This window comes from Pseudomonas sp. BW7P1 (assembly GCF_024981055.1).
Classification (GTDB): Bacteria; Pseudomonadota; Gammaproteobacteria; order Pseudomonadales; family Pseudomonadaceae; genus Aquipseudomonas; species Aquipseudomonas bananamidigenes.
Map to the genome: position 1 here is coordinate 547,018 of NZ_CP103374.1, position 23,631 is coordinate 570,648.

Below are 23,631 nucleotides of genomic sequence, written 5' to 3' on the forward strand. Positions count from 1 at the left end.
CAGCGCATGGAGCGTTTTTTCCGCCAGTTCGACGAAGTGTCATTCTGTGAATGGCAGGACGCCAAATGCCTGCGCGGGGTGCTCATCCAGAAAACCACCACGGCCTATCTCGCCCTCGATGTCGAAGGCGAGATCGTCGGTGCGGTACTGGGCGGCATGCTCGGCAGTCGCGGGACCATCAACCATCTGGCGGTCAGCTTGCGCTTTCGCAGTCAGGGCGTGGGTCAGCGTCTTGTGGAAGCGGCGTCGGCCGACATGAAGCGGGTCGGTGTGCTGCGGATGTTCCTGTTCGTCGATGATGCTAACCTCGCGGGCAAGCGTTTCTGGGCTGCCCAGGGTTTTTGCGAGCCTCACGGCGAACGGACATTTGAGAGGGATCTATGAATGAAACGTCCGGCAGTGCGCCGCTGATGGTCGACCGTCAGCCGTCGCGCACGTTTGCCGAAGCCAGCCCGGTGGTGGCCGGTTATTTCACCGTGTCGTTCGTGTTCGGACTGATGGCGGTCAACGCTGGGCTGCCGCTGTGGCTGCCGGTGGCCATGTGTCTGTTCGTGTATGCCGGGGCTTCGCAATTCGCCGCGCTGGCGCTGATCAGCAGCGGGGCGTCGCTGACCACCATCGTGCTGACCACGTTTCTGATCAACGCGCGGCACATGCTGATGTCCGTCTACATGGCCAAGGCCCTGCGGGCACTGGGCTTGAGCCGCATGGAGCGCTGGTGCTACGCCGGCGGCCTGACCGATGAATCGTTCGCCTTCCACAGCGTCAAGCTGGGCACTGGCGCACCGGTGAATATCCGTTATCTGATCGGCTTCAACCTGTTCTGCCACACCTCCTGGGTGATCGGCGGATTGCTCGGGGCCCTGTGTGCGCAGTACGCGTCGCACCTGATCAAATACCAGCTCGACTATGCGCTGACCGCGATGATGCTTTATGTGCTGGTCTCGCTGTGCAACACCCGCAAAAAACTCATCGCCGCCCTGGCCGCTGTGGTCTGCATGGGGGCTCTGAGCCTGGTTGGCAGCTCGCCCTTCAACGTTTTCATCGCCACGTTTGTGGGCTGCGGAGTGGGTGTATGCCTGACCAGACGTTCCTGATCCTGGTGGTCGCGCTGATGATGGCCGTGACCTTTCTGCCCCGGGCGCTGCCGCTGCAGGTCAACACCGAGCACTGGCCGCCCTTCGTCGCCCGGGCGCTGGAATACCTGCCGGTGGCGATCGTTGCTGCGATCAGCCTGACACCCTTGTTGATCAAGGATCAGCACATACAGCTCGATCGCCCGGAATTCTATGCAGCGATTCCGACGCTGTTATGTGCGTATTTCAGCAAAAACCTCTTTCTCAGTGTGGCGGTTGGGACGGCCGCGTACATTGCGCTCGGCTCGTTCATGTAACGGCAGATCGACAACGTCGTTCAGGGCCTGACCGGACAGATCCGGATTGTTCACCGCCAGGCGAACTTCGAGGAAATCCTCGAACCCGGGAAAAATCGTCAGGCCGTTCTTCTGCGCGGCTTCGCGGGAAACCATGCCGATAGCGTCCATCTGCGTGATGAGCGACAGGGTCAGTGTTTCGCTGCAGGAATAAATCGTCCGTTGACTGTTTTCGTGATTGCCCAGCCCGGCGTCGAGAAAACGCAAAAAGCTATGGGAATACGGACAATCTTCTGCCGGACGCACCTGAAACTTGTTGCCGAGCAACGTCAGCGGATCGTTCTCCTGACCACAGTGCGCGCCGACCACCTGCACCTGCACCTCCGGCAGGACAATGCTCGGCAGACCTGGACGCTGCGGACCGATCAGCACCGCGAGGTCGAAGTCTTCGTTCTTCAGCTTGCTGAGATTTTCCATCGACTCGGCGTAGCTGAATTCCATCTGGTAGTCGGGGAACACATCGATCAGGCGCCCGATCAATCGCCGGTTGAAATCCGGGTCCAGTGTGGTGTTCAACGCCACTTTCAACGTGCGCTGTCCCGGCACCTTCAACGCCTCGACTTTCTCTTCCATCTGCCGCGTGGCTATCAGCACCCGATCCATGTAAGGCGTCAGCTCTGTGCCTTGCGGCGTCAGCGTCAGGCCTTTGTTGGAACGGCGAAACAAGCGGAAACCGAACTGTTCTTCGACCTTGTTCAACTGTGCGGCCAGGGCCTGCACAGTCAGGCACGAATGCTCGGCTGCGGCCGACAACGAGCCGGTCTGCACGATGCGCATGAGGTTGCGTAAGGTTCTGCTATCCATGGGTAATGCCCTCTGAAGTGGGCTGGGTATTGTTGTGTACGTGACGGCCCGAACGGCTCCATTTGCCGGCTATATTCCTGTACCTGAGCATAGTTGTCGCGCAATTAGTAGCGAATTGATGCCCCTGCCGATGGCTGGAGGCTGACACAGAATCGGGATTTTTGGTGACGCGGGGGTGATTGGGGTCAAAAAAAGTGCACGGTTTGGGTACTTCAGCGAGCCGATTCATTACACCACCTCACAAATGAAGTACTCCTCCCCTACTTTTTCCCCGCCCGACACATACCTAAATTGAGCTCCAACACCTGACCCTCATTCCCGAGGGCAGGTCACTGGAGTAGTCGTCATGCCATTTGTCAGCGTACGCATCACCCGCGACGGTGTTACCCGTGAGCAGAAAGCTCAGGTGATCGCCGAAATCACTGAAACCCTGGAGCGCGTCCTCAACAAACGCCCGGACCTGACCCACATCGTGATCGAAGAAGTCGACACCGATAACTGGGGCTACGCCGGCATCACCACCACCGAATACCGCCGGCAGCTGGCGGAGCGAAATCAGTCCTGACCGCGCCCGCTGTCTTGTCGATCACCATCAATCTGTTGAGGATTTCATCATGAGCCACTCGAAAAAAACCGTCGTTATCACCGGTGCTTCCCAAGGTCTGGGCGAAGGCATGCTCAAGGCCTTCCGTGAATTGGGTTACAACATCGTCGCCACCTCGCGCTCGATCAAACCGTCGAACGACCCGCAGATCCTGACCATCGCCGGCGATATCGGCGACCCGGCCACCGCTCAACGTGTGATCAGCGAAGGCGTGGCGCGTTTCGGCCGCATCGACACCCTGGTCAACAACGCCGGCATCTTCGTCGCCAAACCGTTCACCGCCTACACTCCGGAAGACTACGCGGCGGTGCTGTCGGTCAACCTCAACGGCTTCTTCTACATCACCCAACTGGCCATCGCCGAGATGGAGAAACAGGGCAAGGGCCACGTGGTCAATATCACCACCAGCCTGGTCGACCACGCCATCGACGGCGTGCCCTCGGTCCTCGCTTCACTGACCAAGGGTGGCCTCAATGCCGCCACCAAATCCCTGGCCATTGAATACGCAAAACGCGGGATCCGGGTGAACGCGGTCTCGCCAGGCATCATCAAGACGCCGATGCATGGCGAAGAGACCCACGCGGCACTGGGTGCGCTGCATCCGGTCGGACATATGGGCGAGGTCGACGATATTGCGCAGGCGGTGGTGTATCTCGATCACGCGAACTTTGTGACTGGCGAGATTCTGCATGTGGATGGTGGGCAGAGTGCCGGGCACTGATTGATGCTATTGAACAGCGCTTTGCGAGATGGGGGCTCTTGAAATCGAGCCTGCAGAAACAACGAAGCCCCTGCATTTCTGCAGGGGCTTCGTCTTGTATGGTGCCGGCACCAGGAATCGAACCCGGGACCTACTGATTACAAGTCAGTTGCTCTACCATCTGAGCTATACCGGCGTGTGGGCGACGATTATAGCGACTGCGCGGGTTCTGTAAACCCCTGAATTCTGACTATTTTTGCGCCCTCTGCGAATCAGGCCCGGCGCAGGACGTTGCGCAGCTTTTGCACAGCTCGCCAGGCTCGGCTGTTTTGCATGGCGCGCAGTCGGGCTTCGGCGTCTTCGGCGCGTTGCAGGGCGGCCTCCAGTTCAGATTCTACCGGGTGCGCGAGGTTGTGGCCTTTGCACAGCCGGAAGTTGTCGAGGTTGCACGGTGGCAGGTCGAATGCGGGTTTGAGATCCATGTGCTCGCTGGCGAGGAAGAAGCTGTTGAGGCCGTCGAACAGAACGTTGGTGTAGCCGGCGTCGGTCACCAGGTGTTCCCAGGTATGGTCACGCTGCCAAGGGGTTTCGATGAGGATGATCCATGGGCGGAAGCGGCTGAAGTCCATGCCGCGCAGCACGGTTTCTTCGTGACCTTCAACGTCGATTTTCAAGAAGTGGATGGGGCGGTCGCCGGCGTGCTCCTCGCAGATCGAGGTCAGCGTGCGAGCGCTGACGGTAAGGCTTCTTACATCCATGCCGAGGTCTTTGCGTTCCCGAGCGACGACCGGGTCGGCGGTCGAAAGGCCTGTACCGGGGATGCCATAGAACGTCATTTCGCCCGGATGGTCGCTGGCCACGCATTGCAGAGTCGTGTCGCGGGGACGTTGCTGGCGCAGGGCGTCGTGGTAGTTCTGCATCGGCTCGACGTTGATGCCGCTCCAGCCGTGATCGTAGAACGCCTTGGTGACCGAATCGTGTGTCGGGTCGTTGGCGCCGACGTCGATGTAGAAGCCGTTCTCAAAGCACTTGAGGGCGCGCCACAGGCGGATATCTTCGAAATTCTGTGCATAAGAGATGAACGTCACGGTCGCTCCCTGTCGATCGGTTTCTTTTTGTTATTCCGTGCCCCGCCGGCACGGTGTGAGCCTGTATAGCAAGGGTGGAAGGCGGGTGCAATTTTCCGTTCCCTGCGTCCGCGATTCGGCGGTTATGTCCTTTTGCTTGGAGGCTTATGCACAACGGGCTTTTAAGCAGGCCGGCTCAGGCTGGATTCTGTGGACGGGTTCTCATTTGAATCGCAAATCCCTGTTTTACCGGTTCTTTATTTATGTGAACAAAAAATGACCAGCACAGCTGATGGCTTGAAACTACCGTGGATATTGGATCCATGAGAAATCCATCAACAGAGTTATCCACAGGCTGTAAAGAATCAAGCGTGTTCGGCCAGCAGCAGGAAATTACGCGGTGTGAGCGGCGCCTCGCAGAAGGTGCCGAGGCGTACGACGTATCCCTGCTCGGTGAGAAAAAGTGCCCGATCAAGATTCAGCCAAAGCTCCAGTGGTCGTCGGAACAATCCGCGCAGCAATTCCAGGTTGCGAACTTCGGCCAATCTCTTCCAACCGGCGATTTCCAGTGCCGGCCAATCCTGCCCGCCGATTGTGGATAACTCTTTCAGTGCCGCCAGATCGCGGCAGAAGTCGGCGAACGGTTTTTCCAGCCATGCACTTGGCAAGGAAGGTGTCGGCAGGTATTCGTCGATGCCGCGCACTTGCCGTTGCAACAGATCGAAAGCCAGCCGGCGGGCCATTGACGTGTCACGCTGGCGTCGGACGCGGGCACCGGCGGTGACGGTTTCGCTCATTGGCAGCGACAGATCTTCCAGCGAAAGCTGCAGGGTTGATCGCGAACCGGCGCAGGACAACGGCTGATATTCCGAGCGACTGATCCGGTTATAGCAACAGGGTGCGATGGCCAATTGTTTGCAGCCGGCGGCGCTGGCCAGTTGCATCAACCGCACATGCAAGTCACCGCAAGCGTGCAAGGCGATGGCTGTGTGTTCGCTGTTCAGTGATAAAGCCGTGTCCGCCGCAAGCACATCCTGCTCGACATGCCGCGCCTGCAGGTGATGACGCTGACTCAGCGCCTGCCCGCTGGCGACCAGCGCCGGGTCATATTCCAGACAAGTGAGTCGCTGGCCGGCGCCGAGCAGGCGTCGCCCCAGATGGCCTTTGCCCGAACACCAATCCAGCCAGTGCTTCGGTTGCGAGGCAAACGACAGGCGGCTGGCGAAAGCCTCGATCTGCTGCCATTTGCGTCCCGGCACATCGACATTCAGGCGATGGCCGGCGGCTTCCAGTGAATGTGCGGGCAATTCACCCACCGCACTCAGTTCAAGCGACAACGCCGCCAATGAAGCAAACGGCTCCGGCGCACTCAAGAGTCCGGCAGGGTTGTTGTGGGCGTTTTCCGCATCCTCCAGCGAGCGTCCACGTAGCCACGAAGCCAGCTCCGGACAGGACGTTTCCCAAGGCAAATGCAGATGAGTGAACGGACGGGGTTTCCACAGCGCCTGATGCGCTGTGAGAAATGTATCCAGCGCCGTGAAGCGGGCGAGTAAGGCCTCGCCCGTCAGCACGTCAGAAGCGTCAGCGTCCCTGGCATGCATCGACGCGCAGCCAGCGTTCCAGGAGTTTGAAAGCGCGAACCAGCACGTAGGACATCACCAGGTAGAACAAGCCGGCCGCGAAGAAGATCTCCACCGGCAGGTAAGTGCGGGCAATGATCGTGCGGGCCATGCCGGTCAGTTCCAGCAGCGTCACCGTGCTGGCCAGGGCGCTGGCCTTGAGCATCAGGATTACTTCGTTGCTGTAGGCCGGCAGGCCGATGCGCGCAGCTCTCGGCAGGATGATGTAGAACAGCGCTTTCGGTCGGGACATGCCCAGTGCTCGCGCCGCCTCGATTTCACCCGGCGGAATCGCCTGGATCGCGCCACGCAGGATCTCGGCAATATAGGCGGCGGTGTGCAGGGTCATGGTCGCGGTCGCGCACCAGAACGGATCGCGCAGGTACGGCCACAACGAGCTGTTACGCACCGCGTCGAACTGTGCCAGGCCGTAATAGACCAGGAACAGCTGAACCAGCAGCGGCGTACCACGGAAAAAGAAGATGTAGGCATAGGGCAACGCGCGCACATACCACAGCTTCGAAGAGCGGGCGATGCCCAGCGGGATAGCCAGCAGCAGACCGGCGATGACGGCGATGGCCACCAGTTCCAGGGTCAGGGTCGCGCCCTGAGCCAGCTTGGGCAGCCACTTGATGATCACTTCCCAGTTCATTGAGCGCTCCTCGCGAAACCACGTGCGGCGCGTTTTTCCAGCAAGTGCATGCCGGTCATCGCCAGCACCGTCAGGCACAGGTACATGAGGGCGGCGACCATATAAAAAGTGAACGGCTGTTTGGAGACGGTCACGCCGATCTGCGCGTGACGCATGATTTCTTCCAGGCCGATGACCGACACCAGCGCGGTGTCCTTCATCAGGATCATGAACAGGTTACCCAGACCGGGCAGGGCGATGCGCCACATCTGCGGCATGATCAGCCTGGTGAAGATCCGCCATTTCGACAGGCCCAGGGCCACGCCGGCCTCACGATGCCCTTTGGGAATGGCGAGGATCGCGCCACGGAACACTTCCGTGGCATAGGCGCCGAAGCACAGGCCCAGCGCGATGACGCCGGCGGCGAAGGCGCTGAGTTCCAGGCCGGGGTTGCCGAAGAACTCTCCGAGCGCGCGCATGGCATTGACCGTACCGAAGTAGATCAACAGTACCCAGAGCAATTCCGGGACGCCGCGTACCAGGGTCGAATACGTGCCGCCGAGCCATTGCAGAGGCTTGTACGGGGAAGTCTTGGCCAGGGCGCCGAGCAGGCCGAGCACCAGCCCGAGGCACAGAGCCGTGAGTGCCAGTTTGACGGTCATCAGCGCGCCGGCGGCGAGCGCCGGGCCGAATCCGTAGAGGTCGATAATCATGGATTTCTTTTCAAATCGCGGCAGGCAAGGCCGGGAGCCCGCGCCGTCGGATCACGGCGCAGGTCCCGCACGTCAGGATCAGTAGATGCTGAACGGGAAATACTTGTCGTTGATTTTCTTGTAGGTACCGTCGGCGACGATTTCCTTCAATGCGGCATTCAGTTTCTCGCGCAGCGGGTCACCCTTGCGCACGGCGATGCCGATCTTGTCGCTTTCCACGACCGGGTCGCCCTTGAACTCGTAGTTCTTGCCGGCGTCGGTTTTCAGCCAGTCATAGTTGGCGTACTTGTCGGCGAGGATGGCATCGACGCGACCGGAGGTCAGGTCCAGGTAGGCGTTTTCCTGGGTGTCATACAGTTTGACTTCGATATCGCTACCGTAAGTGTCTTCAAGCCAGGTGCCGGCCAGGGTCGCGCGTTGCGTACCGATGATCTTGCCTTTGAGCGCGTCCTTGTCGGTCTTGAAGTCGACGTTTTTCGGCGCGATGAACTGCAGTTTGTTCGAGTAGTACGGGTCGGTGAAGTCCACCGCGCCCTTGCGCTCCTCGGTGATCGACAGCGAGGAAATCAGGAAGTCGAACTTCTTGGCGTTCAGGGCCGGGATGATGCCGTCCCAATCGGAGGTCACGACACTGCATTCGACTTTCATCTTGGCGCACAGGGCATCGCCGATGTCTTTGTCGAACCCGACAACCTGGCCGCTGGCATCTTTGTTGTTGAACGGCGGGTAAGCCGCCTCGATACCCATCTTCAGGGTCTCGGCCATGGCACCGGCGCTGAACGCCAGGGAGACGGCGGCGGCCAGGAAGACCTTTTTGTAATTCTGCATGCGGGTAGCTCCGTTAGCGGTTGCTGGACATGAATTGTTTGCAGCGCGCCGAAAGCGGGTTTTCGAACACCTGCTGTGGCGATCCTTGCTCTTCGACCAGGCCCTGGTGGAGAAACACCACTTCACTGGACACCTGACGGGCAAACCCCATTTCGTGGGTCACGAGCAGCATGGTGCGGCCTTCTTCGGCCAATGCGCGGATGACATTAAGTACTTCCTGGACCATTTCCGGGTCAAGGGCGGAGGTGGGCTCGTCGAACAGGATCACCTTGGGCTGCATCGCCAGTGTGCGGGCAATCGCCGCACGCTGTTGCTGGCCGCCCGACAGCTCGGCCGGATAGGCGTGGCGCTTGTCGGCGATGCCGACCTTGGCCAGCAGGGCCTCGGCGACTTCGATGGCTTCGGCCTTGCTCTGGCCCAGCACGCGGCGTGGGGCTTCGATGATGTTGTCGAGCACACTCATGTGCGGCCAAAGATTAAAGTTTTGAAACACAAAACCAATCTCGGAACGCAGGCGGTTGATCTGCTTGCCATCGGCGGCAACCAGTTCGCCGTTCTTGGCGGCCTTGAGCTTGAGTTCTTCGCCGGCGACCAGGATCTGGCCCTGATGCGGGTTTTCCAAGAGATTGATGCAGCGCAGGAACGTGGACTTGCCGGAACCGGAGGAACCGAGGATCGAGATCACATCGCCGTCGCGGGCGGTCAGCGAGATGCCTTTGAGCACCTCCAGCTGTCCGTAGCGTTTGTGCAGGTTGCGGATTTCAAGCGCGGGCGTGGCCTCAGCCATGTGCGTTCCTCATATATGTTGCGCTCCAGCTGTCGGGTGGCCTTCCTGGCGAGGCGGCCAAGCTAGCATAGCGTTTCAATGGCAGCCAACAGCGCTACGGGCGGTAAACGGATGGCGTGTGGCAGGTTGTCGCATCGGCGCAGCAGACTGTCGCCCCGTCAACAACCGAACGGGTGTTTGAACGTTGATACCCGTGGGTGTCGCGTAAAAAAAGGCGCGATGTTGCCACCTTTGGCGGGGTCTTGGAAGCGCTATCCGGCCGAACGTTCCTTATTCGCCCTTTTATTGTGCGTCCGGTAATTTTTCAGTGTGTTTCTGGTGCGCTCATTCGTCTGAAAAGTGGGTCGCAGGGTAACGCTTTGGCGAAAGGCCAGTATTCTCAATGACTTGCGATGACTGTCCGGTCGCGCTGAAAACCGCAGGCCAGAAGAGTTTGAAACATTTTGGCGCAATTATTGCGTGCAGAATCCGGAACGCCCCGTTGGATTCTTTTTACGAGAAGGAACGCCAGACGGGCCGGACGCAATCGCTTTCCTTGCAAAGGTAGTTTCAATGAGCAGTACCCCAAGCTCCAATGGCCTCGAACAGGGCCTCAAATCGCGTCATGTGACCATGTTGTCGATCGCCGGGGTGATCGGTGCAGGTCTGTTCGTCGGCTCCGGCCACGCCATCGCTGCCGCCGGCCCGGCCGTGCTTCTGGCCTACGCCGCTGCAGGCATGCTGGTTGTGCTGGTCATGCGCATGCTCGGCGAAATGGCTGTCGCTTCGCCGGATACCGGCTCCTTCTCGACTTACGCCGACCGCGCCATCGGCCATTGGGCCGGCTTCACCATCGGCTGGTTGTACTGGTGGTTCTGGGTGCTGGTGATCCCGCTGGAGGCCAACGCCGCCGCGACCATCCTGCACGCCTGGTTCCCGGGTGTGGAAATCTGGGCCTTCGCCTTGGTGATCACCCTGCTGCTGACCGTGACCAACCTGTTCAGCGTGAAAAACTACGGTGAGTTCGAATTCTGGTTCGCCCTGCTCAAAGTCGTGGCGATCATCGGCTTCATCATCCTCGGCATCGCGGCCATTTTCGGTTTCCTGCCGAACAGCCAGGTCAGCGGTGTTTCGCACATCTTCGACACTCAGGGGTTCCTGCCAAACGGCTTGGGCGCCGTGCTGGGCGCGATCCTGACCACCATGTTCTCCTTCATGGGTACCGAGATCGTGACCATTGCGGCTGCGGAATCGAAGAACCCTGGCAAGCAGATTTCCAAGGCCACCAACTCGGTGATCTGGCGGATCGGTCTGTTCTACCTCGTGTCGATTTTCATCGTCGTGGCCCTGGTGCCCTGGAACGATCCTGCACTGGCCAACCTCGGTTCCTACCAGACCGTGCTGGAGCGCATGGGCATCCCTAATGCCAAGATGATCGTCGATATCGTGGTTCTTGTAGCGGTGACCAGCTGCCTGAACTCGGCGCTCTACACCTCTTCGCGCATGCTGTTCTCCCTCGGCAAGCGTGGCGATGCGCCGGCCATGTCGACCCGCACCAACAAGAGCGGCACCCCTTACTGGGCGGTGATGCTGTCCACCGGCGCGGCGTTCCTGTGCACCTTCGCCAACTACGTGGCCCCGGCTGCGGTGTTCGAGTTCCTGCTGGCCAGCTCTGGCGCCATCGCGCTGCTGGTGTACCTGGTGATCGCGATTTCGCAACTGCGCATGCGTAAGCAACGCATGGCTCGCGGCGAGAAAATCGTCTTCAGCATGTGGCTGTTCCCGGGCCTGACCTATGCGGTGATCGTTTTCATCGTGGCTGCCCTGACCATCATGCTGTTCCAGGAAGCCCATCGTGTGGAAATCCTCGCGACCGGCCTGCTGAGCCTGCTGGTTGTCGCGACCGGCCTGCTCGTGGCGCGTCGTCGAAAAGCTGAAAACCGTGGTGCCGTGGTGCTGAACTGATTCGTATCGCGTCATGCAAAACGGCCGCTGTCAGCGATGACAAGCGGCCGTTTTTGTTAATGAGCGAGGTTTATTCGCTCTTTTCTTCCTGTTCTTCTCGCGACTGGCCATAGGTGTCCAGAGCATTGCCGAAATCAGTGATGAACTGCGGCTCGCTCAGCCAGGCCTGGGCGGTCTCGCGATCCATGCCGTCGGCCCACATGCGGTAGTCGATCAGCATGTCGGCAGCCAGGTGAGTGGCGGCCATGCCTTCGTCTTCGGCGTTTTCCATGTCCAGCAGTTCTGGGTGATCAACGATGATGAACGCCAGCTCCCGCAGCAGCGTCAGCAGCATGTCGTTGCGGCTGACGGCTTCGGCGTCGCGCATCTTGCTGAACATCGCCAGGGTGTATTCCGGAATCGGTTCGGCCAGATGACCGAGATCGTCGTCCTGGGGCAGCGGTCTGCGGCCGGCGATGCGGATGTGCTTGGCCTTGGCCTTGGCGCGTTTGGCGCGTTTCTGTTGCTTGTTCAGGGATGCCATGGGAACTCAGTTTTTCTGTTGGGTTTGTGCAGCGATCGCGTCGGACGCGGCCACATAGTCTTTCTGGAAGTCAGGTGATTCGATCCACGCCAGGGCGCCGGCTTCGTCGGTTTCGGTGGACCACTGGCGGTACTCGATCAGGGCCGCGAGGATGAAATCCATGGCGCCTTCCTCGCCTTCCTGTTCGACGACCAGCTCCAGCAGCGGGTCTTCGAGGAACGCCGTGCACATGGCCTGCTGGCTGATCTTTGCGGCGTCGATCATTTTCTTGAACAGTTCGGTCAGGTCCACCGCCTCGAAATCGATGCGCTCGTCGTTCGGATCCAGCTCGACCGGTGCCTCGGCGCGTTTGGTGCGGTTCTGTTTGGCCTTGGTCTTGGCCCTTGCGGCGCGTTTTTGCTGCTTGTTGGCAGAAGCCATGGTGTGTGTTCCGTGATGCGTTGGAGGGGACTCAGCTGCGCGGTATCTGCCGCCCGGGTGTGTCGCAGGTCAGTGCGCCGGTCTGCAGCCAGGTCAGCGCGATGGGCCATAGTGTGGCTTGGTATGCGCTGCGAAAAAAGGCGAAATGTCCGACTTCCTGTTCGCCGATGTCCCGTGGTTCGAGTCGCAGATGGGTCTTTGGTGCGTTGTGGAAGTAATCGAGCAGGCGTTCGGTCGCCGGAATGGTCCCGTAGGGATCGTCACTGATGCTGATCGCCAGGGTGTCTGCACGAACGTTGGCGAAGGGCAGGTGGCCATTTTTCACCAGTAGCGCCCGACCGCTCGGACGTCGCTCATAGCTTGCGGCAGGCGTGCTCCAGTCGCGTACGACGCCGGCAGGGGTATCTTCCAGCCAGCCGAGTCGCTTGCCGGGAAAGTAACCGCAGAACAGTGTCAGCAGCGGCATCAGCAGGTGCCATTTGCCGAACATCCGCCAACGGTGTTCCGGGGCGTAATCGCGCCAGTAAGCGAACTGTGCACCGACAGTTACCAGTCGTCGGATTGCCTGCCCGGAAGCCCCCAGTCCTGCCGCACAGCCGCCGAAACTGTGGCCGATTACATCGATCGGCTGACCGGGGAACTCACGCTGTGCGCGTTTGAGCATCGCCTCGAAATCCATCGCGCCCCAGTCCGTCCATGACGCCTGCAGCCGCTTCATCGACTTGGGGCGAGACTCGCCGATGCCCCGGTAGTCATAAATCATCACGTCGAAGCCATTGGCGAACAGGTACGCCGCAAAACGTGAATAGTGACGGCAGCGCACCGAGGTAGCGGCGTTAATGACGACCACTGAACGAAGCGGGTCGGGCAATGCATGGCGCCAGCTGAAGCCGCCAAGGGGATAACCATCGGCGGCGGGCTCGTGGAACGGTTCGTCCTGAACGTCGCTTGTGAGGGCGACTCTGTTCTGAGCATTTTCCAGTGCGTGCGTCTCTTGAAAACCCATGGCTCTCGACCTTCGCGAAGTAGCTGCCAACGATAGTCTCGGCAGCTCTGGTGAACAATCCGTCGGTGTTTATTCACTCGACCGATTACGCAGGCGCTCTTCGAGCTGAAGCTGTTCACGATTCAGTTCCGCGCGATGTTGCTCGCTGCCTCTTCAAAAACTTCAGCCTTGTCTTGACTCAGCAGCAGCCGCTCGTAGTAGAGAGTGTTGATCTGTCGATCCAGAGCGCGGCTGGACCAGTTTTGCGAGGCGGAGTCGTTCATGTACCACTCGCGAGCCGTTTCGCTTTCCACCTGTATCAAGCGGCCATAATGGGGCCAGCTCAATTCGTGACGCAGTGCGTCACGAATTGGAAATGCTTGAGCGGGATCTGACCCAGGACTGCAATGATTGGCGAATACAACGCGTAGGCCTTTTCGCATTCAAGACAACTCCCAAACAATCTAAAACCTGCCCCGCATCGCAAAATCTAAACAGGAGTAACGATTGGGTTCTGCGAGAGCCCGGGAGTTCTAGTCATGAAACGCGTCACTTCATTCATGTTGCCCGTCGCCGCTGTGGCGATTCTGATATTTCCGCTCATGGCGCAGGCCAGCAGTGTCGAGCCGATCGACAGTGCCGGTGTGCAAGTCCAGCAGCAACAGCAAAACGGGATCAATTACCTCTCCGGCGGGATCGGCCTGGACGAGTCGCGGGCCATTCAGCAGTCCGCCGGTTACAACTTGCACATGACCTTCGCTGTCGGTGCGCAAAATCTGTACACCTCGGACGTCGATCTGGTTGTCCAGAAGGCGACGGGACAACCGGTGCTGAACCTGAGCCAGATCGGGCCTCTGGTTTATGCACAGTTGCCACCGGGCAAGTACACCGTGGTCGCTACCCGCAACGGCGAGGTGCGCCGGGACGTTGCCAATGTCGGCAGCGGCGGGGCCAGCAATCTGGTGTTTCACTGGGACTGGCATCAATAGCGTCGACAAGGGCGGGATTCGCCCTGAGTCCCGTCCTTCACGATGACTTGCGTACCTTCAGGTAAACCCGTAACCCGAACAGCGAAATCGCCAACAGGAACAGAGTGCCGAGGCTTTGCCATATCACTTCGAACCAGTATTTGTGCGGTTGCAGGTCCCGCAGCCAGGTTTTGCGCGGGCCTCGATTGTTCGTCGTGATCGAGCCTGTGATCAGACTCTCGACCATCATGTAGAGGGATGCGCCAATGGCGAACATCAGCAACAGGCCGACGAGAACAGTCAGCCAGAATGAAATCCAGCTCTGGCGGCGGGGTGGCGGATGGGGCAGGGGGACGCGGGTTCTTTTCTGGTTCATCGCGGGGATGACCCTCTTCCGTAAGGGCTGGGCAAAGTATCGCGAATGGCGGCCTGCGCAAAGCACGGCATCCGGCCGTGATCAAATCGCAGGCATAAAAAAACCCTGAATCTTGCGATTCAGGGTTTCGGTATTTGGTGCCCAGAGACGGAATCGAACCGCCGACACGGGGATTTTCAATCCCCTGCTCTACCGACTGAGCTATCTGGGCAACGGGGCGCATTAAAAGGGTTTTTCGGATTTACGTCAACGACTTTTTTAAAATTTCTTAAATTAATTCCGTCGCTTACGAAAACCGGGGGTTATTCGGCCGGCGGAACGTAGCCTTCGGCCTGGGCGTATTCCTCGCCGGAGAAGTACTTGTCCATTTCGCCCTGCAGATATTTGCGGTCTTCGGCGTTCATCATGTTCAAACGTTTTTCGTTGATCAGCAGGGTCTGGTGTTTCTGCCAGTCGGCCCAGGCCTTTGCCGAAACGTGTTCGAAGATGTCCTGGCCCTTGGCGCCCGGGTACGGTGGACGCTCCAGGCCTTCGAGTTGTTCTTTGTACTTGCGGCACATTACGGTGCGGGTCATGTCGACTCTCCTGCATTCAAGACGGCGGCCGCGCGTTCGAGCAATGTCTTGACCGGGGCGGCGAGGCCCAGGCGCGGCGGGGTGGCGAGGTTATACCAGAGCCAGTCGGCCTCGGCCACGTGACCGCCGGCCTCTTGCACCTGAACCAGCCAGGGTTCGATGGACAGCTGAAAGTGGCTGAAGGTGTGGACAAGGTTCGGCAGCGCCTGCTGCTCGCCCAGTTCCAGCGAGTGCTGCGCGGCGAGGTGCTGCAGGTCGTCGAGGTCGTCGAGTTCCGGCAGGCTCCACAACCCGCCCCACAATCCGCTGGATGGGCGGCGATAAAGCAGAATCGCGCCATCGTCGTTGGCCAGCAGCGGCATCAGCGTGCGTTTTTGCGGAATGGCCTTGCGCGGCTTGGGGACCGGATAGCGGGTCTCCAGGCCGAGCAGGTGCGCTTCGCAACCCTTTTTCAGCGGACACAGCAGGCAGCTTGGCTTGCTGCGGGTGCAGAGCGTGGCGCCAAGATCCATCATCGCCTGGGTGTAGGCGTTGACCCGATCCTGCGGTGTGAAACGTTCTGCAGTGGCCCACAATTGTTTGGCGACCTTCGGCTCACCGGGATAGCCCTCCTGCGCGGTAAACCGCGCCAGCACCCGTTTGACGTTGCCGTCGAGGATCGGCGCCCGCAGGCCCATGCTGATGCTGGCAATCGCGCCGGCGGTGGAGAGGCCGATGCCCGGCAAGTCCGTTAGCTTCTCGACATCGCGGGGAAACTCGCCGCCGTACTGGCTGACGATGATCTTCGCAGTCTTCTGCAAATTGCGCGCGCGGGTGTAATAACCCAGGCCCGTCCACAGGTGCAGCACTTCGTCCTCGGGTGCTGCGGCCAGGGCCTCGACCGTCGGCAACGCGGCCATGAAGCGGTCGAAGTAATTGAGCACGGTGCTGACCTGGGTCTGCTGCAGCATGATTTCAGAGACCCATACCCGGTACGGATTGATGTTCTGTTGCCAGGGCAAATCATGGCGGCCGTGGCGGTCGAACCATTCCAGCACCGCCGTGGAAAACTGCTCCGCTCTCATCGCTTGAACAGCCCCTTCAATGCGTTTTTCAGTTCCGGGCTGACTTTGTCGCCCAGTTTCTCGTCGATTTTTTCGCTGAGCCTGTCGCCGGCCATTTTGGTCGCGACCTGGCCCAGGCGCTCGTTGTCCACGCGGCAGGCCTTGGCGCCGAGTTCCAGAGGGCCGCGGCAGCGCAGCGGCCATTCGATGCCGACGAATTTCTCACCGACCTGACAGGCCGGGTCCGGCATGGCGCTGGTGTCGCCTTCGACGATGATGCCGACGCGATAGTCCATGCCCAGCACTTTCAGGTCGATGTCGCCGTCGCCGTTGACGGTCATGCCCGGGATGCGCACTTTCAGGTCCGGGTTGTTGGCCACGCCGTTGTGAAACGTCAGGTTGCCCTTGAGTTCCTGGAACGGCGTGTCCTTGCCCCGCGGCTCGCCGTTCAGGGTTTTGCGGTTGAGGGTGGCGATGCCCTTGCACAACTGCTGTTCGAGGTTGGCATTGAGCAACACGCCGTTGTTGATCACTAAACTGGCGTTGCCGTTGAGGGTGTCGATCAGCGCCTGCTGGCTGTTGCCGCTACCGGTGACGGTGCTGGTGAGGTTCACCAGGCCCTTGACCGGTGGATTCTTGCCCTGGCTTTCGAGGATTTTTTCCACCGGCACGCGGTTGATCCGGGTTTGCAGATTCAACAGCGGTGCACTCGGGCGCACATCGAGGGTGCCCTTGGCTTCGAAGTCGCCGTTGTAGAGTTCGCCGCGCAGGTTCTCCAGAGTCAGCAGGCCGCCCTGGCCGGTGGCTTTCAATGCGGCGTTCTGGATCGGCAGTTTGTCGAGGGTCAACTGGCCGAAGGTCAGGTCGGCGTTCACGTCCAGTTTGCTCAGGCGCTCCACCGGGAACAGGCGTTCGGTGCTCCAGGCGCTTTTGCTCGGCTTGTCCGGCAGCGGGGTGCTGCCGGCGCCGGCCATGGCATCGGCTTCGGTGTTGGCGACTTCGCTCTGACGCGCCTGGGTGGCGCTGGCGGCTTTTTCCGATTTCGGCGGCAGGTAGCGGTCGACGTTGAAGGTGTCGGCCTTGAGGATCGCCCGCAACGATTGCTTGGCGAAATCTTCGACGGCGATGCGGCCGCTGAAGCTGCTGTCGTCGAGTTTCAGGTTGATGTTGTCCAGCGCCAGACTGGTCGGTGTGGCAGCGACACGGCTGACCAGCTCGACTTTGCTCAAGCTGCCTTCGGCCATGGCCGGCAGGGTCTGGCCGATGCTGTCGACAAACTTCGCCAGATCGAACTGGGCGATGGAAATCGCGCCAGTGATTTGCGGGGTCTTGTCCAGATCGTTGGCCTTCAGCTCACCCAGAGCGCGCAACTGGTTCGCTGAGATCTTGATCCCGGTCCATTCGGCGACGTTGGCGGCCTTGTCGAGCAACATCTGCCCCTGGGCGGAGAACGTCATGGCTTTGCCTTGCAGCGGATCGCCGGTCAGTTCGCCCGACAGCTTCAGGTCTTCGAACTTGTAGCGTTGCAGGGCGCGCTCGATGCGCAGCTCGCCGTTCAGCTCGGTGCGCACTCGCAGCACGGGCTGATTGGTGCTGAGGAACGCCGTGGCTTTCAGAGGAATGTTGGTCGAATCGTGGACGGCACCGGTACTCAACTGGATGCTTTCGGCGCTGAACTGCTTGCCGGTCTGCTCGTCGTGGTATTCAACCCGGGCGTTGTTGACGGTCAGGCTGTCGATGTCGAGGCGGATCGGCTGTGGCGGTTTTTCCGGCTGGGCGGGTGTTTCGACGACCGGTTCGCCGGCGGCGCCTGGCGGGGTACTGCCCGGCGCAGGAGCGGCAGTCGGCAGCTTGCCGATGTCTTCCCAGTTGCCGTGGCCGTTCTTGTCACGGTTCAGGCGCAGGTTCAGGCCTTCAACGCGCACGTCGCTCATCTGCACTTCGCGGCGCAGCAGCGGCAGCACGCGTACGGACAGGCCAAGCATCTGCAGATCGGCATACGGTTCGTCAGGTTTGATCAGCGTGGCGACGCTGGCCTCGTGCAATTCCAGGCCGAGCCACGGGAACAGGCTCCAGCCGATATCGCCATTGAGCGTCAGCTCGATGTGGGCCTTGTCGCGGGCTATCTGGCGGATCTCGTTTTTGTAGTCGTTGGGATCGAAGAAGTGGGTCAGGGCGAAGCCCGCCGCCACAATGATCAGCAACAGCCCGAGAATTACCAGACCCAGGATTTTGCCGAACGCTTTCATGGGCGAGTCCTTGTAGTTAGTCGAATTCGTAATTTAGCCGGGGAGTATAGCGCTGCCTGACCCCGTACTGCGCGGTATCCCGAGGAGCCCGGCGAGCCGCGGCGTGCAGCGCTTCGACAACGGTCGACAGGAGGGTTCCCCCGCCGGATGAGATCAGATGACTCGAAAAAGGTGATATCAGTTTGGTTTTTCTGTCACCTGCAGATGGTAACCTTCGCCCGTTCGTCCGTCCCTCTGCGACTTTTGGTCGCGCTTCAAGGAGCTCCACCCACCAACACGGTCATGCCTGCGTGCATAAAGGCCGGGGGTGAGCAGTGGCTGACGAACACATACTAATAATTGGGGGATACACAATGAGCACGAGCATCACGGCGGACGGCCTCAGCGCCGCCCAGCCTGCGTTCCTGTCCAAGGAACGCATCATCGCCAGGCCCGGTTTCAACCGCTGGCTGGTTCCACCGGCCGCTCTGGCCATTCACCTGTGCATCGGCATGGCCTATGGCTTTTCGGTGTTCTGGCTGCCGCTGTCCAAGGCGCTGGGCGTTACGGCGCCGGTGGCTTGCGCGCCGGACATGAGCTTCATCGCACAGGTTTTCTCGTCGCAATGTGATTGGCCGATCTCCATGCTCGGCTGGATCTACACCCTGTTCTTCATCTTCCTCGGCTGCTCGGCAGCGATCTGGGGTGGCTGGCTCGAACACGCCGGGCCACGCAAGGCCGGTGTGGTATCGGCACTGTGCTGGTGCGGCGGTCTGCTGATTTCCGCGCTGGGTATTTATACCCACCAGATCTGGCTGATGTGGATCGGCTCCGGCGTGATCGGCGGCATCGGTCTGGGCCTGGGCTACATTTCGCCCGTATCGACTCTGATCAAGTGGTTCCCGGACAAGCGCGGCATGGCCACCGGCATGGCGATCATGGGCTTCGGTGGTGGCGCGATGGTCGGCGCTCCACTGGCGACCGCGCTGATGAGCCATTTCGCTTCGCCAACCGGTGTCGGCGTATGGCAGAGCTTCGTGGCCATGGCGGCGATCTACTTCGTGTTCATGATCGGTGGTGCACTGGCTTACCGCGTGCCGCCGACCGGCTGGAAGCCTGAAGGCTGGACCGCGCCGGCGAAGAAAGCCTCGAATGCGATGATCACTCATCGTCATGTTCACGTGAATGTGGCGTGGAAAACCCCGCAATTCCGTCTGGTGTGGCTGGTGCTGTGCCTGAACGTGTCCGCCGGTATCGGCATCCTCGGCATGGCTTCGCCACTGTTGCAGGAAGTGTTCGGCGGCAAGCTGCTGGGCAATGATCTGCCGTTCGGTCAGCTGGATGCCGGGCAACTGGCTTCGATCGCTGCAATTGCGGCGGGTTTCACGGGTCTGTTGAGCCTGTTCAACATCGGCGGTCGTTTCTTCTGGGCGTCGTTCTCGGACTATCTGGGTCGCAAAAACACTTACTTCGTGTTCTTCGCGCTGGGCTTTGCGCTGTACGCGCTGATCCCGAACCTCGGTCATCTGGGCAACGTGGCGCTGTTCGTGGCGGCGTTCTGCATCATCCTGTCGATGTACGGCGGTGGTTTTGCAACCGTTCCGGCCTATCTGGCCGACCTGTTCGGCACGCAAATGGTCGGTGCGATCCACGGTCGTCTGCTGACTGCCTGGGCTGCCGCTGGCGTGCTGGGTCCGGTGCTGGTGAACTACCTGCGTGAGTATCAGCTGAGCATCGGTGTCGAACGCGCCGCCGCTTACGACATCACCTTGTACATCCTCGCCGGCCTGCTGGTGCTGGGTTTCCTGTGCAACCTGCTGGTGCGCCCGGTGGCGGACAAGTACTTCATGACCGACGCTGAACTGGCGGCCGAGCAGGCACTGGGTCACGACAAGGGTGCCGACAGCAGCACCGTGCTCGAGTGGAAAGCCGCGCCGGGCAGCAAGCCGTTGGCGATCGCTGCGTGGCTGGTGGTAGGGATTCCGTTGGCGTGGGGTGTGTGGGTGACCCTGCAGAAGACGGCGGTTCTGTTTCACTAAGTAGCCAGGCACTGGCCTGACAATCTTCAGGTCAGCGCCAGATCCTGTGGGAGCGAGCTTGCTCGCGATAGCGGTCTGACAGTCGACAGTGATGTTGAAAGTATGGCCCTCATCGCGAGCAAGCTCGCTCTCACAGTTGTTTCGGGCTGTCCGAAATGTCTTGTATGGACATGTCTATCCCCGACAGTACGGGCTTCTATCCGTCTGCCATATCACGTCTCGTGTTTCTGTTTGCGCCCCGCACCCCTATAATGGCTGCCTTTTTCGCCCAATGATTTTGCGGAGCTGGTGATGGCCGAACGTAAGGCGTCTGTCGAGCGCGACACTCTGGAAACCCAGATCAAAGCCTCGATCAACCTTGATGGCACCGGAAAGGCCCGATTCGATATCGGTGTTCCTTTTCTTGAGCACATGCTGGATCAGATCGCCCGTCACGGGTTGATCGACCTGGATATCCAATGCAAGGGCGATCTGCATATCGACGACCACCATACCGTGGAAGACGTCGGTATCACCCTCGGCCAGGCCTTCGCGCAAGCCATCGGCGACAAGAAAGGCATCCGCCGCTACGGCCACGCCTACGTGCCGCTCGATGAGGCGCTGTCGCGTGTCGTGATCGACTTCTCCGGCCGTCCGGGCCTGCAGATGCACGTGCCGTACACCCGCGCCACCGTTGGCGGTTTCGACGTGGATCTGTTCCAGGAGTTCTTCCAGGGCTTCGTCAACCACGCGCTGGTCAGCCTGCACATCGACAACCTGCGCGGTACCAACACTCACCACCAGATCGAAACCGTGTTCAAGGCTTTCGGCCGCGCGCTGCGCATGGCCGTCGAGCTGGATGAGCGCATGGCCGGCCAGATGCCTTCGACCAAGGGCGTGCTGTGATGCAGACGGTAGCAGTCATCGATTACGGCATGGGCAACCTGCACTCGGTGGCCAAGGCCCTCGAGCACGTTGGCGCCGGCAAGGTGCTGATCACCAGCGATGCGGACGTGATCCGCGAAGCCGACCGCGTGGTTTTCCCCGGTGTCGGCGCGATTCGCGATTGCATGGCGGAGATCCGTCGTCTGGGCTTCGACTCGCTGGTACGTGAAGTCAGCCAGGATCGCCCGTTCCTCGGCATCTGTGTCGGCATGCAAGCCTTGCTCGACACCAGCGAAGAAAACGACGGCGTCGACTGCATCGGCCTTTTTCCGGGGGCGGTGAAGTTCTTCGGCAAAGACCTGCATGAAGACGGCGAGCACCTGAAAGTCCCGCACATGGGCTGGAACGAAGTGAAGCAGTCGGTGGATCACCCGCTGTGGCACAACATTCCGGACCTGGCGCGTTTCTACTTCGTGCACAGCTACTACATCGCCGCCGGTAACCCACGCCAAGTGGTCGGCAGCGGTCATTACGGCGTCGATTTCGCTGCGGCGCTGGCTGAAGGTTCGCGTTTCGCCGTGCAGTTCCATCCGGAGAAGAGCCATACCCATGGCCTGCAATTGCTGCAGAACTTCGCAGCGTGGGACGGTCGCTGGTAAATGGCCGCCAGAAAGAAACCGCCGATCCTGACCCTCACGCCGGAGCAGGAAAGCGACGCCAACCGCAAGATCCAGCGGTTCATGGCGGATCGATTCGAACTGGACCTGGGTTCGTTCGAGGCGGCGGAAATTCTTGAGCTGTTTACCCGTGAAATTGCTCCGCACTATTACAACAGGGCGATTTTCGATGTGCAGGCCCAGCTCAAGGAGCGGTTTGAAAGCATCGAAAGCGACCTGTGGGCGCTCGAAAAAAACTGATTTCCGAGCCAAGCTGAACATTCAAATTTGAAGGTTTGCCAGATGCTGATTATTCCCGCTATCGATCTAAAAGACGGTGCCTGCGTTCGTCTGCGCCAGGGCCGCATGGAAGATTCCACAGTGTTCTCCGATGACCCGGTGAGCATGGCTGCCAAGTGGGTGGAAGGCGGTTGCCGTCGTCTGCATCTGGTCGATCTGAATGGCGCTTTCGAAGGTCAGCCGGTCAACGGCGAAGTGGTGACCGCGATTGCCAAGCGCTACCCGACCCTGCCGATCCAGATCGGCGGCGGCATCCGTTCGCTGGAAACCATCGAGCACTACGTCAAGGCGGGCGTGAGCTACGTGATCATCGGTACCAAGGCTGTCAAAGAGCCTGCGTTCGTTGCTGAAGCCTGCCGTGCATTCCCGGGCAAGATCATCGTCGGCCTCGATGCAAAAGACGGTTTTGTCGCCACCGACGGCTGGGCCGAGATCAGCCAGGTGCAGGTCATCGACCTGGCCAAACAGTTCGAAGCCGACGGCGTGTCCTCGATCGTTTATACCGACATCGCCAAAGACGGCATGATGCAGGGCTGCAACGTACCGTTCACCGCCGCACTCGCTGCGGCCACCAAAATCCCGGTGATCGCCTCCGGCGGCATTCACAACCTGGGTGACATCAAGTCGCTGCTCGACGCCAAGGCGCCGGGCATCATCGGCGCCATCACTGGCCGGGCGATCTACGAAGGCACTCTCGACGTCGCCGAAGCGCAAGCTTTCTGCGACTCGTACCAAGGCTGAGGACTGACCATGGCACTGGCCAAACGCATCATCCCTTGCCTGGACGTAGACAACGGCCGGGTCGTCAAGGGCGTGAAGTTCGAAAACATCCGTGATGCCGGCGATCCGGTGGAAATCGCCCGTCGCTACGACGAGCAAGGTGCCGACGAGATTACCTTTCTCGATATCACCGCCAGTGTCGATGGCCGTGACACCACGCTGCATACCGTCGAGCGCATGGCCAGCCAGGTGTTCATTCCACTGACTGTCGGCGGTGGCGTGCGCACCGTGCAGGACATCCGCAACCTGCTCAATGCCGGTGCGGACAAGGTGTCGATCAACACCGCTGCCGTGTTCAACCCCGAGTTCGTCGGCGAGGCGGCGCAGCACTTCGGCTCGCAATGCATCGTCGTCGCCATCGACGCGAAGAAGGTGTCCGGCCCGGGCGAAACCCCGCGCTGGGAAATCTTCACCCACGGTGGCCGCAAGCCGACCGGTCTCGACGCGGTCGAGTGGGCGAAAAAAATGGAAGGCCTGGGGGCCGGTGAAATCCTCCTGACCAGCATGGATCAGGACGGCATGAAAAACGGTTTCGACCTCGGCGTGACCCGCGCCATCAGTGATGCGCTGGGCATTCCGGTGATCGCTTCGGGAGGTGTCGGCAACCTGCAGCATCTGGCCGATGGCATTCTTGAAGGCCACGCCAGCGCGGTGCTGGCAGCGAGTATTTTCCACTTTGGCGAATACACGGTTCAGGAAGCCAAAGCCTACATGGCTCACCGCGGTATCGTAATGCGTTAAACAT

General features: G+C 60.2%; 27 protein-coding genes, 2 tRNA genes and 1 pseudogene. 13 read left to right on the forward strand and 17 right to left on the reverse strand.

The genetic code is table 11. The features are described from left to right. Positions 1 to 6: 6 nt before the first annotated feature. The 3 genes from NWV16_RS02440 to NWV16_RS02450 are packed head-to-tail and all read left to right on the forward strand — an operon-like array spanning position 7 to position 1,393. Positions 7 to 384: a GNAT family N-acetyltransferase gene (locus NWV16_RS02440; RefSeq protein ID WP_065257799.1), complete on the forward strand. Its 378-nt coding sequence runs from the start codon at positions 7 to 9 to the stop codon at positions 382 to 384. Next, positions 381 to 1,097 carry an AzlC family ABC transporter permease gene (locus NWV16_RS02445; protein WP_260521837.1) on the forward strand — a complete coding sequence of 239 codons (717 nt, stop codon included), beginning with the start codon at positions 381 to 383 and terminating at the stop codon, positions 1,095 to 1,097. The genes NWV16_RS02440 and NWV16_RS02445 overlap by 4 nt, the downstream gene beginning before the upstream one ends. Beyond that, positions 1,076 to 1,393: an AzlD domain-containing protein gene (locus tag NWV16_RS02450; protein WP_007952614.1), complete on the forward strand. Its 318-nt coding sequence runs from the start codon at positions 1,076 to 1,078 to the stop codon at positions 1,391 to 1,393. The genes NWV16_RS02445 and NWV16_RS02450 overlap by 22 nt, the downstream gene beginning before the upstream one ends. On the opposite strand, the gene NWV16_RS02455 is transcribed toward NWV16_RS02450, so the two are convergent. Further along, positions 1,310 to 2,236, reverse strand: a complete 927-nt coding sequence (locus NWV16_RS02455) for a LysR family transcriptional regulator (protein WP_065257765.1) — start codon at positions 2,234 to 2,236, stop codon at positions 1,310 to 1,312. The genes NWV16_RS02450 and NWV16_RS02455 overlap by 84 nt on opposite strands. 346 nt (positions 2,237 to 2,582) lie before the next feature. Between NWV16_RS02455 and NWV16_RS02460 the strand changes: the two genes are divergently transcribed. Next, positions 2,583 to 2,801, forward strand: a complete 219-nt coding sequence (locus NWV16_RS02460) for a tautomerase family protein (RefSeq protein ID WP_065257763.1) — start codon at positions 2,583 to 2,585, stop codon at positions 2,799 to 2,801. A gap of 49 nt (positions 2,802 to 2,850) precedes the next feature. Then, a complete protein-coding gene (locus tag NWV16_RS02465) occupies positions 2,851 to 3,561 on the forward strand; it encodes an SDR family NAD(P)-dependent oxidoreductase (RefSeq protein WP_260521838.1) in 711 nt (236 codons plus the stop codon). Between the two features lie 99 nt (positions 3,562 to 3,660). On the opposite strand, the gene NWV16_RS02470 is transcribed toward NWV16_RS02465, so the two are convergent. The 7 genes from NWV16_RS02470 to NWV16_RS02500 form a co-directional block, all read right to left on the reverse strand. Continuing rightward, positions 3,661 to 3,736, reverse strand: a tRNA-Thr gene (locus tag NWV16_RS02470). Between the two features lie 76 nt (positions 3,737 to 3,812). Beyond that, complete coding sequence (locus NWV16_RS02475) at positions 3,813 to 4,628, reverse strand: FkbM family methyltransferase (RefSeq protein WP_260521839.1); 816 nt, start codon at positions 4,626 to 4,628, stop codon at positions 3,813 to 3,815. Positions 4,629 to 4,972: 344 nt separating this feature from the next. Next, positions 4,973 to 6,208 (reverse strand): SAM-dependent methyltransferase, encoded by a 1,236-nt coding sequence (locus NWV16_RS02480; protein WP_260521840.1) that lies wholly within the window; start codon positions 6,206 to 6,208, stop codon positions 4,973 to 4,975. After that, positions 6,189 to 6,878 carry an ABC transporter permease gene (locus NWV16_RS02485; RefSeq protein ID WP_065257724.1) on the reverse strand — a complete coding sequence of 230 codons (690 nt, stop codon included), beginning with the start codon at positions 6,876 to 6,878 and terminating at the stop codon, positions 6,189 to 6,191. The genes NWV16_RS02480 and NWV16_RS02485 overlap by 20 nt, the downstream gene beginning before the upstream one ends. Further along, positions 6,875 to 7,570, reverse strand: a complete 696-nt coding sequence (locus NWV16_RS02490) for an ABC transporter permease (protein WP_260521841.1) — start codon at positions 7,568 to 7,570, stop codon at positions 6,875 to 6,877. The genes NWV16_RS02485 and NWV16_RS02490 overlap by 4 nt, the downstream gene beginning before the upstream one ends. A gap of 78 nt (positions 7,571 to 7,648) precedes the next feature. After that, positions 7,649 to 8,398: an ABC transporter substrate-binding protein gene (locus NWV16_RS02495; RefSeq protein ID WP_260521842.1), complete on the reverse strand. Its 750-nt coding sequence runs from the start codon at positions 8,396 to 8,398 to the stop codon at positions 7,649 to 7,651. Positions 8,399 to 8,411: 13 nt separating this feature from the next. Next, the gene (locus NWV16_RS02500; RefSeq protein ID WP_065257721.1) at positions 8,412 to 9,185 is read right to left on the reverse strand and encodes an ABC transporter ATP-binding protein; all 774 of its coding nucleotides are present in this window, start codon (positions 9,183 to 9,185) and stop codon (positions 8,412 to 8,414) included. A gap of 552 nt (positions 9,186 to 9,737) precedes the next feature. Between NWV16_RS02500 and gabP the strand changes: the two genes are divergently transcribed. Beyond that, positions 9,738 to 11,129: a GABA permease gene (gene gabP, locus NWV16_RS02505; RefSeq protein ID WP_065257720.1), complete on the forward strand. Its 1,392-nt coding sequence runs from the start codon at positions 9,738 to 9,740 to the stop codon at positions 11,127 to 11,129. 70 nt (positions 11,130 to 11,199) lie between these two features. Here gabP and NWV16_RS02510 read toward each other — a convergent pair whose 3' ends face one another. The 4 genes and pseudogenes from NWV16_RS02510 to NWV16_RS02525 all read right to left on the reverse strand — a co-directional run. Further along, the gene (locus NWV16_RS02510) at positions 11,200 to 11,652 is read right to left on the reverse strand and encodes a hypothetical protein (protein ID WP_260521843.1); all 453 of its coding nucleotides are present in this window, start codon (positions 11,650 to 11,652) and stop codon (positions 11,200 to 11,202) included. 6 nt (positions 11,653 to 11,658) lie between these two features. Continuing rightward, the gene (locus NWV16_RS02515; protein ID WP_260521844.1) at positions 11,659 to 12,072 is read right to left on the reverse strand and encodes a hypothetical protein; all 414 of its coding nucleotides are present in this window, start codon (positions 12,070 to 12,072) and stop codon (positions 11,659 to 11,661) included. Between the two features lie 31 nt (positions 12,073 to 12,103). Beyond that, positions 12,104 to 13,078 (reverse strand): alpha/beta fold hydrolase, encoded by a 975-nt coding sequence (locus NWV16_RS02520; RefSeq protein ID WP_260521845.1) that lies wholly within the window; start codon positions 13,076 to 13,078, stop codon positions 12,104 to 12,106. Positions 13,079 to 13,212: 134 nt separating this feature from the next. Next, positions 13,213 to 13,440, reverse strand: a pseudogene (locus NWV16_RS02525) (DUF1016 N-terminal domain-containing protein); the annotation flags it as partial. A 156-nt stretch (positions 13,441 to 13,596) separates the two neighbouring features. On the opposite strand from NWV16_RS02525, the gene NWV16_RS02530 reads away from it, so the two are divergent. Further along, positions 13,597 to 14,046 (forward strand): carboxypeptidase regulatory-like domain-containing protein, encoded by a 450-nt coding sequence (locus NWV16_RS02530; RefSeq protein ID WP_260521846.1) that lies wholly within the window; start codon positions 13,597 to 13,599, stop codon positions 14,044 to 14,046. A gap of 37 nt (positions 14,047 to 14,083) precedes the next feature. Here NWV16_RS02530 and NWV16_RS02535 read toward each other — a convergent pair whose 3' ends face one another. The 5 genes from NWV16_RS02535 to NWV16_RS02555 form a co-directional block, all read right to left on the reverse strand. After that, positions 14,084 to 14,401, reverse strand: a complete 318-nt coding sequence (locus tag NWV16_RS02535; protein ID WP_260521847.1) for a hypothetical protein — start codon at positions 14,399 to 14,401, stop codon at positions 14,084 to 14,086. 135 nt (positions 14,402 to 14,536) lie between these two features. Then, positions 14,537 to 14,612: transfer RNA gene (locus NWV16_RS02540), tRNA-Phe, on the reverse strand. A 91-nt stretch (positions 14,613 to 14,703) separates the two neighbouring features. Further along, the gene (locus NWV16_RS02545; protein WP_085712761.1) at positions 14,704 to 14,976 is read right to left on the reverse strand and encodes an oxidative damage protection protein; all 273 of its coding nucleotides are present in this window, start codon (positions 14,974 to 14,976) and stop codon (positions 14,704 to 14,706) included. Continuing rightward, positions 14,973 to 16,040: an A/G-specific adenine glycosylase gene (gene mutY / locus NWV16_RS02550; RefSeq protein ID WP_260521848.1), complete on the reverse strand. Its 1,068-nt coding sequence runs from the start codon at positions 16,038 to 16,040 to the stop codon at positions 14,973 to 14,975. The genes NWV16_RS02545 and mutY overlap by 4 nt, the downstream gene beginning before the upstream one ends. Next, entirely contained in the window at positions 16,037 to 18,268 is a 2,232-nt protein-coding gene (locus tag NWV16_RS02555; protein WP_260521849.1) for an AsmA family protein, read from the reverse strand. Before NWV16_RS02555 ends, mutY begins: the two co-directional genes overlap by 4 nt. Positions 18,269 to 18,621: 353 nt before the next feature. On the opposite strand from NWV16_RS02555, the gene NWV16_RS02560 reads away from it, so the two are divergent. The 6 genes from NWV16_RS02560 (at position 18,622) to hisF (ending at position 23,627) form a co-directional block, all read left to right on the forward strand. Next, a complete protein-coding gene (locus tag NWV16_RS02560) occupies positions 18,622 to 20,286 on the forward strand; it encodes an OFA family MFS transporter (RefSeq protein ID WP_065257711.1) in 1,665 nt (554 codons plus the stop codon). A gap of 291 nt (positions 20,287 to 20,577) precedes the next feature. Beyond that, entirely contained in the window at positions 20,578 to 21,171 is a 594-nt protein-coding gene (gene hisB, locus NWV16_RS02565; protein ID WP_039764670.1) for an imidazoleglycerol-phosphate dehydratase HisB, read from the forward strand. After that, the gene (hisH, locus tag NWV16_RS02570; protein ID WP_085712765.1) at positions 21,171 to 21,809 is read left to right on the forward strand and encodes an imidazole glycerol phosphate synthase subunit HisH; all 639 of its coding nucleotides are present in this window, start codon (positions 21,171 to 21,173) and stop codon (positions 21,807 to 21,809) included. Before hisB ends, hisH begins: the two co-directional genes overlap by 1 nt. Beyond that, positions 21,810 to 22,067: a DUF2164 domain-containing protein gene (locus NWV16_RS02575; protein WP_260521850.1), complete on the forward strand. Its 258-nt coding sequence runs from the start codon at positions 21,810 to 21,812 to the stop codon at positions 22,065 to 22,067. It abuts the gene before it with no gap. Positions 22,068 to 22,109: 42 nt separating this feature from the next. After that, positions 22,110 to 22,847, forward strand: coding sequence for a 1-(5-phosphoribosyl)-5-[(5-phosphoribosylamino)methylideneamino]imidazole-4-carboxamide isomerase (gene hisA, locus NWV16_RS02580; RefSeq protein WP_085712767.1), 738 nt, complete (start codon positions 22,110 to 22,112; stop codon positions 22,845 to 22,847). 9 nt (positions 22,848 to 22,856) lie between these two features. Beyond that, on the forward strand, positions 22,857 to 23,627 hold the full coding sequence (gene hisF, locus NWV16_RS02585; protein WP_007897430.1) for an imidazole glycerol phosphate synthase subunit HisF: 771 nt from the start codon (positions 22,857 to 22,859) through the stop codon (positions 23,625 to 23,627). Positions 23,628 to 23,631 lie beyond the last annotated feature (4 nt).